We start from the raw sequence: 15,759 nt of genomic DNA, 5'->3' as shown, positions 1-15,759 counted from the left end.
TATTGCTGATATTCAGCTTTTCGATTTTTTAAATAATTATAATAAGCGTTTGGACAGATATCGAAACGGCATAAAAGCCATCTTAGACCATACTCTTTATTGTGTTCTTGGATAAATCGATAAGCCTCTAATCGATTTCCTTCGCAAAGAATGCCGCCGCTTTTTTTAGGAATTCATTTTCCTTTTGAAGTTCAGCAAGCTGTTTTCGAAGTTTGAGATTTTCCTTCATAAAATTATAATCGGCTTGGGCTTCTTCGTTTGTTTGGCATTCATTGCGAAATTGGTTTGTCCAGTTTGATATGCTTGCATGTGATACTCCATATTCAACTGCAAGACTTTTGAGGGAGCGTCCCTCTTCAAGATGAAGGCGAACAATTTTCTTCTTGAATTCAGTTTCATAGTGTTTCATTTGTAACATCCTCTTTTCCTTCTAAGATTATATCTTTTTTGGTAGTAGTGTTACAACTATAATATATCACAACAGGATTTATCTAATCTGTATTATATATTAAATAATGCCCACTCTCATTAAGAAGCTTTACATTTACATCAACCCATAAGCTGATGAAACTTTATAATATACACTCAATTCGTAAAAAAGGTTACAAAATCACAACTAATTCAAAGCATAATTAACATTGTTTCACCAAATCTTTTACAAAGAAATTTTACAGCAAATAAACCAAATCAAAAATGGGTTGGCAATATTACCTATATACCCACGGATGAAGGGTGGCTGCATACCACAATCGTTAAGGATTTATGCCTTAAGAAAATCATCGGCTATGCCTTTTCAAGCCGAATTGATACCAACCTCTCTGTTGCAGCTTTGAGTACAAATGGGTATCTTTGCGATTTTTCAAACTATGGGAATAAGGTAGATATCGCGGCCCCTGGAAGAGACATATATAGTACCTTGCCGAAGGATAAATATGGTGACATGAGTGGCACCTCTATGGCGGCGCCGTTTGTTAGCGGGATTGTGGCGTTGTTGAAAAGCAACAATCCTACACTGTCTGCCAAAATGATTCGACAGAAGATCTTGGCCGGACACAGTGTGCTGACGAAAGGCGGCCAACAGCCGAAAATCAGCGTCAATGCATATGGCGCTTTAAGTGTCTCGCTGGAGACACCGCAGCCCAACATCGAGCGATACGGTGCGTCAGCGGCAGAAACTGCCAAAGGAACCTTTTTGATTGGCGGCTATGACGGAGCGGGGCAATATATCTCTCAGATTGAAAAGTATGACGAGACAAAAAATGCGTGGGTCAATTCTGTTTCGGCTTCCACATTGGCTCGTGCCTTTCAGAGTAGCGTGGTTATAAATGGCAAGGCATATCTGCTGGGGGGATATGGCGGCATGGGAATTTCAGACGCTGTCTATTGCTTCGACGGCAATGAAGGCCAACTGATAGGGACAATGCCTGCAGCTGCCTACGCAATGGCGGTTGCGTCAGATAATACGTATATTTATACCATAGGCGGTGTAAACGACACCGGATATTTGAATGATGTTCGCAGATATAATGTTGCAGCAGACACATGGCAAACGCTGCCTGATCTGCCGGTTAACTGCGGTTATGGAAAAGCGGCATGCTGGAACGGATCTGTCTATGTCTTTGGCGGGGCAAACGAAACTGGATGTTTGTCTGGTGTGTATCGGCTTGACACAGTGGCAAACCAGTGGGAAGCTTGTGCTTCTATGAATATTGCTCGCAGCAATATGGGATTCTGCCAGATCAATGACAAAATGTATGTTTTGGGCGGTCAGGTCAGCTATACAGAAGATGGTACAGATGGAATCATAAATCAGTCGAATGGATGGACAGTATTGCAGACCACCTCGGTTGAGGAATATGACTCCGTCTTAGATGCCTGGACAGAACGAATAGATTTGCCGCAGGCAAAAGCAGGCTTTGCGATTGCAGAAGTGAACGAAACGCTTATGCTGTACGGAGGCTTTGATGATACAGTACCAGCAGAGGGATTTGCCTACTATGGGGCGGCCGTGCCTCAGCTGAATCTCAGCACAGACGGAGACACTGTCATAGTCAGTTGGAATAAAATTGCTGGGGTGTCAGGGTATCAGTTAGAGGTCAATGGCCAGGTCACAGAGGTGGGTGCAGAGGCATCTTATTCTCATGTCGTACAGGAGGGAACTGTTTATCAATACCGCGTCCGTGCGATGTTTGCAAATGGAGAAGGTGCGTGGAGCAGCTCTGTCTATAAGACACCGTATGACAGCACAAGGGATGCAAAGCAAATCATCAGCGGGACAGCAGTCAATGACAAACTATATTATCTGGAACAGGAAATTTGGTATCGGTTTACGCCAGAGACAGCGGGAACACTAGACATTGTGCTCGGTGATATTCCGCAAAACTGCTTGTACCGGGTGTCGCTTTATAATGAAACCGGAGAAATTATAGTAAATGATATAGAACGAAACGGCAATAAAGTAGTTGAAAATTTGTCTGTGTTACCGTATAATTATTATATCAAGGTATTTTCAGATTTGGGTGTTAGTGTAAGTCAAGCCTTCTCTTTGATGGTGAACTTTACAGCATCTGCGGAAGGGGAGATACCGCTGCGGATGCAGATGAGTACATTGCAGCAGAACATTACAACGGTAACCCCTGATTTGATTACGGATGCCCCTATGAACAATATTTCATATGTTCCGCCTGTCAGTTTTACTACGCCGGATATCTGGTTAAATGCGGAACAGGTATCCAACGGTTCTTATAAAGAGTGTACAGTGACAGAAACTGCCCCGGCAACATTTCAAATTTATATACCCAGTGGGAAAAAGTTGGTGGTTGTTACCCGGCCAAAGGACGGTAAAACGATAGGTGTGCCAAATGTTTATGATACAACTACCGACAGTTTTTTGAGCTCCGGGTATATACGACATTGGGAAAATGATAGTAAGGTTGCATCTACGCATTATGTGTCGCATTATGCAAATAACTATGGAGTGATGGTATCAGCCAAGCCAGGTGAATTGTCAAACGGGAAAAGTGCGGTCTTTGAGGTTGATTTCTACATAGTGGATACATACGATGGTTATGAACCAAACCAGAATTTTGATGACGGAACAGCGGATTCCCCGCTTGGCACTGCTGTGTTGGGAGACGGCAGCAGATATACGTCCGGGATCAGCGGATTGAATTTTGATACTGCGGTGGATGAGGATTATTATTATCTGCGGGCAAACGAGGGTGATAAAATAACGGTGTGCCTTGAAACCTTTGGAGAAATGAAAGCGGACAGCTGTGCGCTGTATCTATTCAGCAATATGCGAACAGAAGAGAATGGTGCTTGGACGGATTATTGGTTCACCATTAATAAATATGAAAATCCAAGTCCGCCGCAGGCTTCGGACAAGATGAAATATGTGACCTATGTTGCACCGGCCAGCGGAGACTATTATATCTATTTGCGGAACAAGGAAGGGAATACCGAAGGGGAATATAAGCTAACAGTAACCAAAACTTCTTTGAATGGAGATTTAACCGGGGAACAGTATAGTGAGAGTTTGACGAATGATTTTATCAGTTATAATGGGACGGATATCACTGCCGAGTTAAATAGTTCGGTCAGCGGCAAGCTGGACAATCAACTTGATATTGATTGGTATAGAATTCCAGTGGGAAATAGAACGCAAACCAAAACGATAACCCTGGAGGGAGCAGATGCGTTAAAGCAAAACAGTGTGTTTGTATTGTATGATCTAAGTGAGCAGCAGTTTATCATGCAGAGCACCGGTGCATCTTCGCTTACCTATACCATGGAGCCCGGCAAGAAATATTATGTTGGTATTACGCCCAAGGCTACAAGCGAGGCATGGAATTCCATTAAGGTGAATTCTGAATATAAAATTAGCATAAATTATTCAAGCCTGTTTTTATCTTATCATCGTCAGGAGAATATTGGAGATGGAGATTATACTAAGCCAGTGATAGGAACCAACAATCAGTTTACATGTGATGTCCCCATAGGAGCAGATCGAGCAATATTATATGCAAGATGGAGCGGTGATAGTACTGCATATTTAAAAAGTGAGGCATATGTGGCTGGTGAAAAAATAGTTTCATTTTATAACGTACGCTTTGACTCGTCGCGATCAGGTAAAAAAATTGAGCTTTACGTGGACTTTTTAAAAAACGGAAACAGTGTGGCAAGAAGCTCTAGTTTGGAAACAATAGTTCAGTCTATTATTACACCTCAAGAGGTAGTATTTGATCAAAATCCAAGCGGAGAAAATCACAAGTATATTTATGTAGATGAACCAGAACATATTCCAAATACAGAGATAGTTAATCAGGAAAATTCTATGGCACTTATGCATCTGGATCATTTACAGCCAGGCACATATACGCTGTTTGAGTACCATCATAAAGGAATGGAGGGTTACGTTCCTCAAGGCACAGCGTTTTCTGGTAATGACTCATTATATTATAATGGGGTATTTTATAATACCGGAAATGATACTGGAACAATTAAGGTGACAAAGCTGGGAGTAACGAATGCGGGCTATGATGGGAACTGGAATTTATTTAAGACATGGGGAGATTTTTCTGGAAATGAGGTGAATAGCCCAGGTCAGCGAATGATTAACGATTATAAAGAGATAGGAGCTCCGAAGGAGATTTTTCAGGATCAAAATGGAGATCATTTCTGGTGGTTTAGTGATATGCTTGTCAGCGGCGACATTTTGATTTCTGATAACGAAGGTTATGGTTATGTCTGGATTATGATGGAATTTGTTGTTTTAGAAGGTTCGGTGAGTTTGGCGACTATGGCAAGTTCTGATTCAAATTCCTATGGAAATCAAAATTTTACAAGTTATTTTGTTCCAGGAGAAACGAAGAGTCAGTTTGCAGATCAAAATCCGGTTGTAATGAAGGGAATAGGGAATTTTGCACAGACAATAGAGGCTGCTCCCATGCATTTTTATATTGATAACGATACACCAAGCGGAGAAAATCTGAAATTTATTGTGAAAAATGAGAAGTTGTATCCAGGCCAAAACAATATAACTGAGAGCTTTTATACACATAGTATGCCGTTGTTTGAGGATTGTAAAAAGCGTATGCCGGAAAGTGCGATCTTTCCATTAACGTACGATGGACCTCTTATCACGGATGATGGCGGGCTGTCGGCGCCGGTCATATTTGACGGTTATCATTCTGCGTACATGAACTATTGTGATGTGCCGTTTGAGGGACGCATTGGTCCATATAAAAACAAAGCACAGTTTTCTGGAAACGAGGAATTTGATGTGGATTGGATGCGTGCTTTGCCGGCTGACGATCCAACCCGTACAAATGCTGCGGCAAATGGCACGGAGAGCTTGTCGGATTTTATCGGGCATACCACCATGCAGGGTTATGGAGTGACACATAAATATACGGTGACCATTCATAATGCTGCGGATGTGGATCGTCGCTTTATCTATCATCCAACTTTACAGATGGATTACTATATTAAATACTGGACTAATGACGGACAAAATGATATAATTGAGGTTTATCAAACGAACCCTGATCAAAAGGAGTGGAATGAAAAAGTATTTGACGTGGTTCTTCCTAGTGGTGAAGAGACAACAATTGAATTTGAAGTTACACAATATACAGGAAGTTCTGCAACCTGCAAGAATAGATTTATTATTGAGTAACCAAAATAGGAGAGATGAAGCATGAGAAAGTTATCTTTAATAATTTTTTGTATTATAATAGTATTTTTGATGAATTTCCAAACTGTTTTTGCGGTTATTCAGGCTCCAGTAATTCAACCAACAGAAATAAACGATGATGAATTACTTTCAGCGTTGGTTATTGATAATAAGGTAAATGATGGAAAGGCTTGGACTCAGATAGATGGGAATATTTTTGTGATTGGATCTAACTATAGACAAACAGAGTATAATGAAGAGGAACAGCGGCATTTTTGGTATATGGACTACATTCAGGCAGGAGAGTATTATTTAGCAAGAGATCTAAGGGAGGCCGGTATCCCTCAGTGGAAAGCTGTCCCCTTGTTGATTTATGACAATCAGTTTAATTTGGTGAAAGAACAATATTTTTCAAATGGGTATGGAAAAGTATTGGATATGTCTTATGTCAACGGAAAATATTATTGTATCTACTCTGAGCTTTTTCAGATCCTTGAAAACGAAGATGGAACGCAGAGCTACCAGACGTTTGGAGAAGGGTTCGATGAAAAATATGCAAAGATGACTTATAATTCTTGGCCCTATGGTTTAAAAACAACAAGCTTTGTGTCTGTAGCTGAATCAAACAATGGACTAGATTGGACAACGGTTGCCGCTCGCCTGCCTGCTGACGGTTATCAAAATTTAATTCCACGCAGTAATGGTGAAGTTGCCATAGCAAGACAAAAGACAGCACCAGATAATGTGAATTTTAAAACAATCTTATACGAAGATAAAACAAAAAATAGTTTAGAACCAGATTTTATAAATGATTATAAGTATGTTAATTTATTCGGAAATTGGTTTTTAATGTATGAGGGTGGTACTGCAAATGATAAAAATGGTGAAGAAGTGGATGAACCATTGCAACTTTATTTGACAAATGATAACGTATATTTTGTAAAAATTGTACCAGAAAGAGATAATTTTAGGACTGGTGCTACAATTCCACTGTACGGATATGAAGTGGGCGAGAGCATATATGTAGTTTTTTCGTATGTAGGTTCACGACTCAAAATTCCAAAAGCCGAAGTTTATGCAGAGCTGGAACGGTTGAAGGCTGCACCATATGTGCAAGTGAATGATAAGGTGCTTGGGTTTGAAACACCGCCGGTGACAGAGAGCGACCGGACACTGGTGCCCATGCGGTTTTTGTTTGAGCAGCTGGGAGCGGAAGTGACCTGGGACGAGGGAACGCAGACCGCAACGGCGGCCATAGCGGCTGAACCCGATACGCAGAGCCTGGCACAGGCCAAGAGTGTGTCCTTTGCCATAGACAACACCACAGCCACAGTCAACGGTGCAGAAGCCGTTATGGATGTGCCGGCACGGCTTGTCAATGACAAAACTATGGTACCCCTGCGGTTCTTGTCAGAGAACCTGGGATATCTGGTCAGCTGGAATGAAGAGACCAATACAGCTACAGTCATTGACCCAGCAGAGTTTTCTGCGGACAAAACAGAACATCCAGAACTTTCAGAAACCACCCAGCAGCATTATGTGATCTACCAGGAGGGATACAGGAACGGCAGGATAGAGCTTGCGTTGTTTGACATAGCAGACGGCAGTGCCCAAAGTCTGGTGAAACGTGACAAAGCGCTGGAACTGACGGATAACAGCAAGTATCAGAATGATTCCAAATGGTATTGGGAGGATGGAAAGTGGATTCCCTTTGAGGAAGGGTATGAGCGTATCAGCAACAATGCAGTAGCGGTGATTGCCTCCGACCTGCCCGTAGCGGAATAAGAAAACATGTCATGTGTTTTGTAGGGGCGATTCACAGATCGCCCCTGCTTCACAAAGGGAGGGTAAATAATGAAAAAGAAATTTAAGATATTAACAGGTCTGGTGGCTATGCTCAGCTGTGCCGTGTGTGTCTCGGCGGCGGATGTCAATGATATCGGTCAGGGGACTTATGTACAGTTTGGAAAATACCAGGGAGACCCCATTGTGTGGAAATGTATCAACACAGAGGATGAAAACGGCATTCTTTTGCTCAGTGACAAAATTCTGACGCTAAAGGCCTTTGACGCCCCCAGTTCTGATGAAAATTCAAAACATTTTGAATATGGGTATAGTCTGTGGGAAGACTCCACCTTGCGGGCATGGCTGAATGCCACAGCGGCAGGCGGGGAGATCCAGTGGCCCGGCGGCAATCCGCCGATGGGATCTATTGACCTGCCAGAGGGAAGGAAAACTGAATTACTGAATCCCTACGATCAAGAGGATGGCTTTTTGTCAGACACCAACTTTACTCCAACTGAGCGGAGTCTGATGAAAACGGTTAGCCAATGGCAAACATTGGCAGAAAGTGAGGTGAGCCGTTCAACCAACGGAATAGATTGTTGTTTTCAATATAGCTATATTCCAACATCAGATATTGTACGCTTGATGGAGCGAACCGATATCAATAAACTGTACCAAGCGGACGCAAATCATGCGGCCATGTATCGTGTGACAGACACGGTATTCCTGCTGGACGCGTGGCAGCTGGACGCCATGTGGCAGGCCTTTGGAAATGTGGAGGCAGAGGCAACGGAAAAAGCCTGGGCTACCTTCCAGCCCAGTGACTACCAGGGAAATAGGAAGATTTGGCTTTTGCGGTCACCGTATGGAAGCACCTGTGTGAATGCTATATATGGTACAGATAAATTCTCTTTTGTAGGAACCGAAAAAGGGAATTCGGGAGTACGTCCGGCAGTGTATTTGAATCCGCATCAGACAGTTGTCCTGTCCGGAAGCGGTACGCAGGAAGATCCGTATGTGCTGGACGGCAACGAGCAGTATGGCACCATGGTGTTCAGTCAGGGCAAGCAGCTGTATCTCGACCAGCTTCCCGTGGAAGAAAACGGCCGTCTGTTGGTGCCGGTGCGTGCAATTTTTGAATCTCTGGGTGCGGAAGTAAACTGGGACGAAGAGGCAAATCAGGTAACCGCGGTGAAAGATGGCACAGCAGTTCAGCTGGAGATAGATAACGCAACTATGGTTGTCAACGAATCGGAAGTAGAGCTGGAAGCACCTGCGCGGTTGGTGGGAGACCGGAGCCCAAAATCCATATTTTCCGATAACATAGGCGTAATATATGCCATCAAATTTATGTATTAGGGGCCGTTTAAACTCATAAAATACGCACTTTGTCAACAGCCCAAAACTCTCACACCGCCCAAGATTAGATTTTGTCCGCATCCCCGTCTCTCTTAATGGTATTTCGTCTGTTCTTCGTAAAACATATAATCCTGTGATAGAATGCGTGTACCCCCTTTGAAGAAGTTTAACCCAAAAAGCAAGCAATTCTGTAGGCTTATATAAATCTCATATCTTGTGTTATAGTATTCATATACGGGGTCTCATTTGTGTGGTGATATAACTATAACACAAATTTTGAGATTTGCGTATTTTTTAATAAATATTTCATTTTTTTTGCTGTTGCTGGGATATTGGAATTGTGTTTAACAATTTGCGTTTTCCACAATTTCAATATCGGTATAACACATCTATTGTAGTCCTACACTTTTATCTATGGTAAGGTATGACAGGTCTTGCCTTATCAATTTCGATATATGTTGTATATATAAACGATATTTTCGCTCATTTGTTTATACATTTGTTTATATTTGTTTAGAAATTTGAATTTATTTTTTATATACCGTGTGTTCGTTACGATATAAACTGGGGAGCATATTAGTAGCAGCATGAAATTGCTTGGAAAAATATGCCTGAGTATTATATCCTACCTGTTCGGCAATTTTGCCTATGCTCAAATCGGTATTTGCGAGAAGGTATTTTGCTCGTTCAATTCTTAAATTTGTCAGATATTTTTTAAAGCTAATACCTGCTTCTTTGGTGAAAACTGCACTTAAATAACTTGGTGAGACGTAGAGCTCTTTTGCTAATCCAGTAAGAGAAACATCTACTTGAAAATTGTTTTTTAAAAATTCTTTTACTTGATGTACAATTTTCTTGTCTTTATCCACCATAATGACGCTGATTTGTGACATTGTCACCAATGTAATGTCAAGTAGAAATTTATGTAGCTCATCTAACGTCTGGTGCCGTTCTACAACTGACCAAATATTTGTTTTATTAAATAATACATTTGGGTCTAGATTAAATTGAATCATTGTAAGAGATAGTTTAACAATAAATTCAAGGCAAATTCTTTGTACAGTTTCAATTTTATCGAAATTTGACTGAAATGAGTCAAATAGCTCCTTAAGAATTTCAGCTACAGCATCTTCATCACCAATTTTTATTGCGTCAATATATTTCCCTTCAAGTTTTGTTTTAAATTCAATTGAGCACTGAGTGGGTTCTATATCCTCGATATATAATATCTGGTTATTACCAATACGAAAGTTATATTTTAGTGCTTCTTGTGCTCTTTTATCTGCAATACCAAGGTTTTCAATTTTATGCACAGGCTTTGAAACTCCAATAGAATATTCAGCATTGATGTTAAACTCAAGATAATTTTTTGCAATTTCAGCATACTCCATGGTTAGCTCTAATGCATTATTTATATCTGAAGTAGATAAAAACTCTAAAACAAAAGTGAATATGTGATCCTCAAAAAATGCAAGAGTGAGAAATTGATCTGAAATTAAAACCTTATTTAGTTCCCTAAAAACCTTATGGTATAAAAACGGGTTGTGCAAAAGAGTTTCATCATCGTAAATTTTAACTGTGAATACAGAAAAGATATGCTCTGTGTTTTCGATATGGAACATGCGCAACATATCGTTTTGTAATGAAGCATTTTTTTCGATTAAGCCAAAGAAATAACCCTTCATAAATTGAATGCTGTTTTCTATTTGCTTTTCCATCTCCATAAAGGTCAATTCTTTTTTTAAAGATTCCTCTATGGTGTGTTTGGCACGGCATACTGTATCTAGGATAAGAGCTACATCTAGTGGTTTTAATAAATAGTCGAATACGTTGAGGCTAAATGCTTGCTTAACATATTCAAAATCGTTATAGGCTGTCAGAAAAATTATTTTCGTATTAGGCATTACATTGTAAAGATACTTAGCAAGGTCGATGCCGCTACCGTTAGGCATTCGTATATCGGATAAAATGATATCAGGATGAGTTTCTTTTATGATTTTTATAGCGTCATCTATGTTTTGAACAGCTCCTACTAATGAAATGTCTATTGACTCCCAAGGAAGCTTAGTGAGAGCTTGCAAGCATAGTAATTCGTCTTCGATAACTAATAATTTCACTTTTTAATCACTCCTTATGGTGTTATTTATGAATCAAATGGCATTGTTGTTATATGAATAGTGGCAGTTAAACCACCCATGTCGTTTTGGGAATAGCTTAAGCCATATTGAGGACCAAAATACAACTTAATTCTTTGATTAACATTATATATACCATACTTTTCAATAGGTTCATTGGGATCAAAGGCTTTTTGAACATATTGATTCAGCTCATTTAAGCCTATTACATTTATTCCCCAGCCATTATCCTCTACTTTTATATAAATATCATCATCTTCTTTGAAGGCCTTTATATTAATTACACCATGAAAATCGCAACAATGTCCGAAACCGTGAACAATACAATTTTCTACCAAAGGCTGCAGGGAAAGATTACATATTTTTTGTTGAAGCAGATCCGGTTCAATATCAAAGTTTATTTCAAACATATCGCCAAATCTTATTTTTTGGATATCGGTGTAGCTTTTAACATGTTTTATTTCATTTTCAATTGTAGAAATTTCATTGCCATTATTTAGTGAATGTTTAAAGAAGCTTGAAAGCGATGAAACTGTATTTACAATATCATCTGCCTGGTATTTTGCGGCCATAACAGCAATAGAATTGAGGGAATTATACAGAAAATGAGGCGTAAGTTGTATTTTAAGTGCTTTCAGCTCAGTTTTTTTCTGAATTTTTGCAGCAGTGTTTATGTCCTTCACTAAATTTGAAATAATATCTTGCATTATATTGTACGAAGTATAGAGTGAATGTATTTCATCTCGCCGTCCTTTGGGGACTTCTATGTTTGATTCAAATTTATAATTTTTCATTTTGTCTGCAAGATTTGTTATGGTTTTTGTAATGTAAGACGATATTAAATACAGAATTGTGGGGATAAGAATTAACATAAGCAATAATACGGATAAATAAATTCGCTGAAGAATTATTCCGCTATCACCAAATTCCTTAACATTCACGCAACCCACAAGATACAGACCTGTATCTTGCAAGGCATAGCTTACCAGAAGATAACGCACATTGTCAATTTCTGTATATTGCGTATCATGATTTTTTTTCAGCATTGTTTGAAATAGAATGTCGTTATTTTTTAATTGATTAATTAATGGAACATTATATGAATTTATAATATGGTTTTCAGTAGTTAAAAATACTCTGCCGGTGTTTGCTAAGCGAATATCCTTTAGAATATTATTAAAATAGTCCATATCTATGTTAAGTTTTACAATAGCCGTAGGCTCTTTTGTAATAGTGTTTATTAGTTGCTTTGCGACTACAATATATGATTTATCGGGGTAATCAAAAATATTCCAGCAGGTTTTGTCGCCGCTATTTTTTACGCTTTGGTACCATGGGTCATTTCTCATTTCGGAAGAAGAGTATACATTGAGGCTTTCTGAAAGAGAGGGGTAATACGGTTGGGGAACATACAACTCGGCAGATGTAAATTTCTTTTTAAATGGATCTATGCTTAATAAGGCATTTTCCAAAACTTGTATATCGTTATAGAAACTTGCTGAGCTTGGATTGTTTAGAATCTTTTGAATTGATTTGTTAGCTTGCAAGGTGAAAATTTCATATTCAATGTCTTCTATGAATGTGTTCAAAAGCTCACTTGTTGATAATATCATTTGATCAACATTCTCCTTGGAAAGATTTTCCAACGTCCTATCAGAATAATAGTATATAATTCCTGTAAATATAGATAAACAAAGAATGATGGTTATAATGTAACCGATAAGCAATTTGAAATTGAGAGAATAGCTAAAAGATATAACTTTTTCTTTCAATATGTGCCAAAAATTTTTCATAGTCCATTATTCCTTTCGGCTGAAACATAATACAATAATATAAATTGCATAGGTAACATTAAAAAATAAACCATATTTACTATATCATACAAATAATTTAATGTCCATAATAATTTCCCAAAAATAAAAAAGTGATAAAAAAAAGAAAATTGTTATATTGATTTAAAAATAAAATAATGTTATTTTAATAAAAACATAGTATATGAGGAGGATAAAAACGTGAAGAAGTTGTTGCTTTATGGTGTTTGTTTTCTTCTTATTATATGCGTAATAATCGTAATCATTATTTCTAAAACTACAGACGATGAGGGGAAGTCAGTTGTGGGTGATACAAACCCAGTGGAAATATCTGTGGCTGTAAGAAAAGATGAATCAGGACACATTCAGCGTGTCAAAAGGGAATTTGAGCAGTTGAATCAAAACATAAGAGTTAAACTTATCGAACTGCCGGCACAAAGTGATGATGCGTATAGAATATTAATATCGGCATTGAATTCCGGAATGCAAATGTTTGATGTATGTGAGATAGAAGATGTATGGATAGGTGAGTTGGCAAGCAGACAGTGTATTATGGATTTGTCGCATTTAGAAGCTAATTATCATGAGTTATTGCCAGAGGCGGTAAGTGGCTTAGAATACAATGATAGGTTATATGCTGCTCCATATGAGATGGATTTGAATCTTTTATTTTACCTCAGAGATACAGTAGAGGAAGAAGAAAAATTTATTTTGAATAACTCTGCGGACTCAATTAGTTTGCCAATAGATATATGTGATGAAACTTTGTTAAACGATGAGATGATTTGCATGATTATGGAATTGTCAAATTATTTTAACAATGATACAGAGATGGCGGTAAGATGCTATAAGTGGATTATAGCTAACAATAGTGACAACATAAAGGAAGGTAAGGATTTAATAACAACGTTTAAATTAAAAGAATGCTATGCTTTATGGACGGATGCAAGTAATAAAAATAAGTTGGACAGTGGCTATTCAAAGGTAACTGGATTATATGGGATAAGGGAGTTACGGAATAGTAAAGGAGAACCTATTTCTGTGCTAAAAAGAAGTGGGTTAGCTATAAACAGCCAAACAGAGAAATATGATGAAGCCTTGAGGTTCATAGAATTTTGCACTTCGGAAAGCAATCAAAAAAGACAATCAATGGAAAAAAATAATTTGCCAATTAGATATGAATTTTATAATGATCCGGTTGTATTGGACGCAGTTACATATGCTAATGACATGAAAGACCAAATTTCAAAGCTGGATGAGCGACCGTGCCGAGAGGATTATATGATAAAAACCGAAGAAATAAAGCAAACCATGAAGAGGTATTTAATTGGAGAGATAGGAGCCGATATAGCTGCAACACAAATAAATGAATTGGAAATAAATAATTTTAAATAAAATATATAAAAGGAGAGATTGTTATGAAAAGGGTTTTAGCGCTATTTCTTGCAATTGCATTTGCAGTAATAGCTGGGGGATGTGGAAATTCAGGTGAGCAAGGCGCAATGCTTACAGAAGATCCCAATGAGGTTCCAAGTGATACATATGAAATTAATTGGTATTTAATGGGAACACCTCAGGAAGATATAAGTTCGGTTGAAATGGCAATTAATGATTATTTAAAGGATAAAATAAACGCTACAGTAAAGATTCATGCAATGGATGCAGCTCAGTATGAACAAAAAATGAATACAATGATACAAGCGGGCGAATATTTTGATATAGCATTTGCGGCTCGTTGGATGCTTGATTATTTTGGAAATTCTGAAGCGGGAGCATATTTCCCAATGGGAGACTATTTTGACAAGTATATGCCGGAATCAAGTAAACAGATGGATCCGGATCAATTAGAATCAATAAGGGTAAGCGATGGAAAAGTATACGGATTGCCAGTGCATAAAGAATATGCAGGCCAAATTGGTTGGATATACAGAAAAGATATTGCAGATAAATATGGAATAAATATGGCTGACTATAAAACTGTCGAGTCATTAAAACCGGTTTTGGAAACGATAAAAGCAAATGAACCTGATATGCAATATCCGATAGATTGGGATAATGATAGTGCTCCAAGAATTCTTGTAGAGCAAGAGTCTAACATTTTTAGAAATGGAATGTATTCAAATTTAGAGGTTGTTAATTACATGGATACACCTGAATTTAAAAAGGCATGTGAGGTTGCAAGAGATTTTTATGAATCAGGCTTAGTTAAAAAGGATGTGCTAACCACCCATGATACCATACAACGCATGAAAGAGGGAAAATGCTTCTGTATGCTATCTCCATTAAAGCCTGGCAAGGTAGAGGAGCTTTTCAAAAATACAAATTATGAATTTGCACAACAGGAAATAACAGCTGCAAGAGTAGATTATATGCCAGGTGCAGCAAGTATGCAGGTTATATCTGCTACAAGCAAAAATCCTGCAAGATGTATGCGTTTTCTTGAATTATTGAACACAGACCCTGTACTTATGAATTTAGTAATATACGGTATAGAGGGTAAACATTATAACAAAATTGATGAAAACACAGTTCAAATAAAACAAGGAACCACATATGATTTTTCTGCTAATGCATGGGCGGTTGGAAATAACTTTATTGTATATTTAACAGATAAAGATGACCCACAAAAACACGAAAAGTTAAAAGAACTTAATGACAATGCAGAGCGTCTGGTTTCTAATTTGTTTATGTTTGATGATAAAGGTGACAATGAAATGATACAAATTCAGACAGAGCTTGATGTTATCAATTCACGATATATGGCACAGGCTACAACAGGTGCGCTTGATCCAGGACCTATATTAGAGCAATGGAAAGAAGAATGGAAGGCTGCTGGAGGAGAAAAATACATCGAAGAAATGTCTAAGCAATATGAAGAATTTTTAAAGAAATATCCAGAAAAGGTTCAGGAAACAATTGAAAGAGAAAAAGAATTGTATAACATAGAATCAAAGGATGACAGTTTGACAGAATAATACTACAATTTATATTT

General features: G+C 38.3%; 7 protein-coding genes and 1 pseudogene. 5 read left to right on the top strand and 3 right to left on the bottom strand.

The features are described from left to right. Positions 1-418 (bottom strand): annotated as a pseudogene (locus tag INF28_RS10615) (transposase); the annotation flags it as partial. Positions 419-574: 156 nt separating this feature from the next. On the opposite strand from INF28_RS10615, the gene INF28_RS10610 reads away from it, so the two are divergent. The 3 genes from INF28_RS10610 to INF28_RS10600 all read left to right on the top strand — a co-directional run bounded on the left by INF28_RS10610 (position 575) and on the right by INF28_RS10600 (position 8,821). Beyond that, positions 575-5,680 carry a Kelch repeat-containing protein gene (locus INF28_RS10610; RefSeq protein WP_318961769.1) on the top strand — a complete coding sequence of 1,702 codons (5,106 nt, stop codon included), beginning with the start codon at positions 575-577 and terminating at the stop codon, positions 5,678-5,680. 21 nt (positions 5,681-5,701) lie between these two features. Beyond that, a complete protein-coding gene (locus INF28_RS10605) occupies positions 5,702-7,462 on the top strand; it encodes a copper amine oxidase N-terminal domain-containing protein (RefSeq protein WP_226393435.1) in 1,761 nt (586 codons plus the stop codon). A 69-nt stretch (positions 7,463-7,531) separates the two neighbouring features. Continuing rightward, positions 7,532-8,821: a stalk domain-containing protein gene (locus INF28_RS10600; RefSeq protein WP_226393434.1), complete on the top strand. Its 1,290-nt coding sequence runs from the start codon at positions 7,532-7,534 to the stop codon at positions 8,819-8,821. Between the two features lie 527 nt (positions 8,822-9,348). Here the strand turns inward: INF28_RS10600 and INF28_RS13020 are convergent. Next, the gene (locus tag INF28_RS13020) at positions 9,349-10,938 is read right to left on the bottom strand and encodes a response regulator transcription factor (RefSeq protein ID WP_226393433.1); all 1,590 of its coding nucleotides are present in this window, start codon (positions 10,936-10,938) and stop codon (positions 9,349-9,351) included. Positions 10,939-10,964: 26 nt separating this feature from the next. Then, positions 10,965-12,749, bottom strand: coding sequence for a cache domain-containing sensor histidine kinase (locus tag INF28_RS10590; RefSeq protein WP_226393432.1), 1,785 nt, complete (start codon positions 12,747-12,749; stop codon positions 10,965-10,967). A gap of 219 nt (positions 12,750-12,968) precedes the next feature. On the opposite strand from INF28_RS10590, the gene INF28_RS10585 reads away from it, so the two are divergent. Next, a complete protein-coding gene (locus INF28_RS10585; RefSeq protein ID WP_226393431.1) occupies positions 12,969-14,162 on the top strand; it encodes an extracellular solute-binding protein in 1,194 nt (397 codons plus the stop codon). A 23-nt stretch (positions 14,163-14,185) separates the two neighbouring features. Continuing rightward, the gene (locus INF28_RS10580; protein ID WP_226393430.1) at positions 14,186-15,742 is read left to right on the top strand and encodes an ABC transporter substrate-binding protein; all 1,557 of its coding nucleotides are present in this window, start codon (positions 14,186-14,188) and stop codon (positions 15,740-15,742) included. Positions 15,743-15,759: the final 17 nt, after the last annotated feature.

Origin of the sequence: Ructibacterium gallinarum (assembly GCF_014982785.1) — a bacterium.
Taxonomy (GTDB): domain Bacteria; phylum Bacillota; class Clostridia; order Monoglobales; family Monoglobaceae; genus Ructibacterium; species Ructibacterium gallinarum.
The sequence above is the reverse complement of the archived record's forward strand: the minus strand, read 5'-3'. Positions and strand labels throughout refer to the sequence as shown.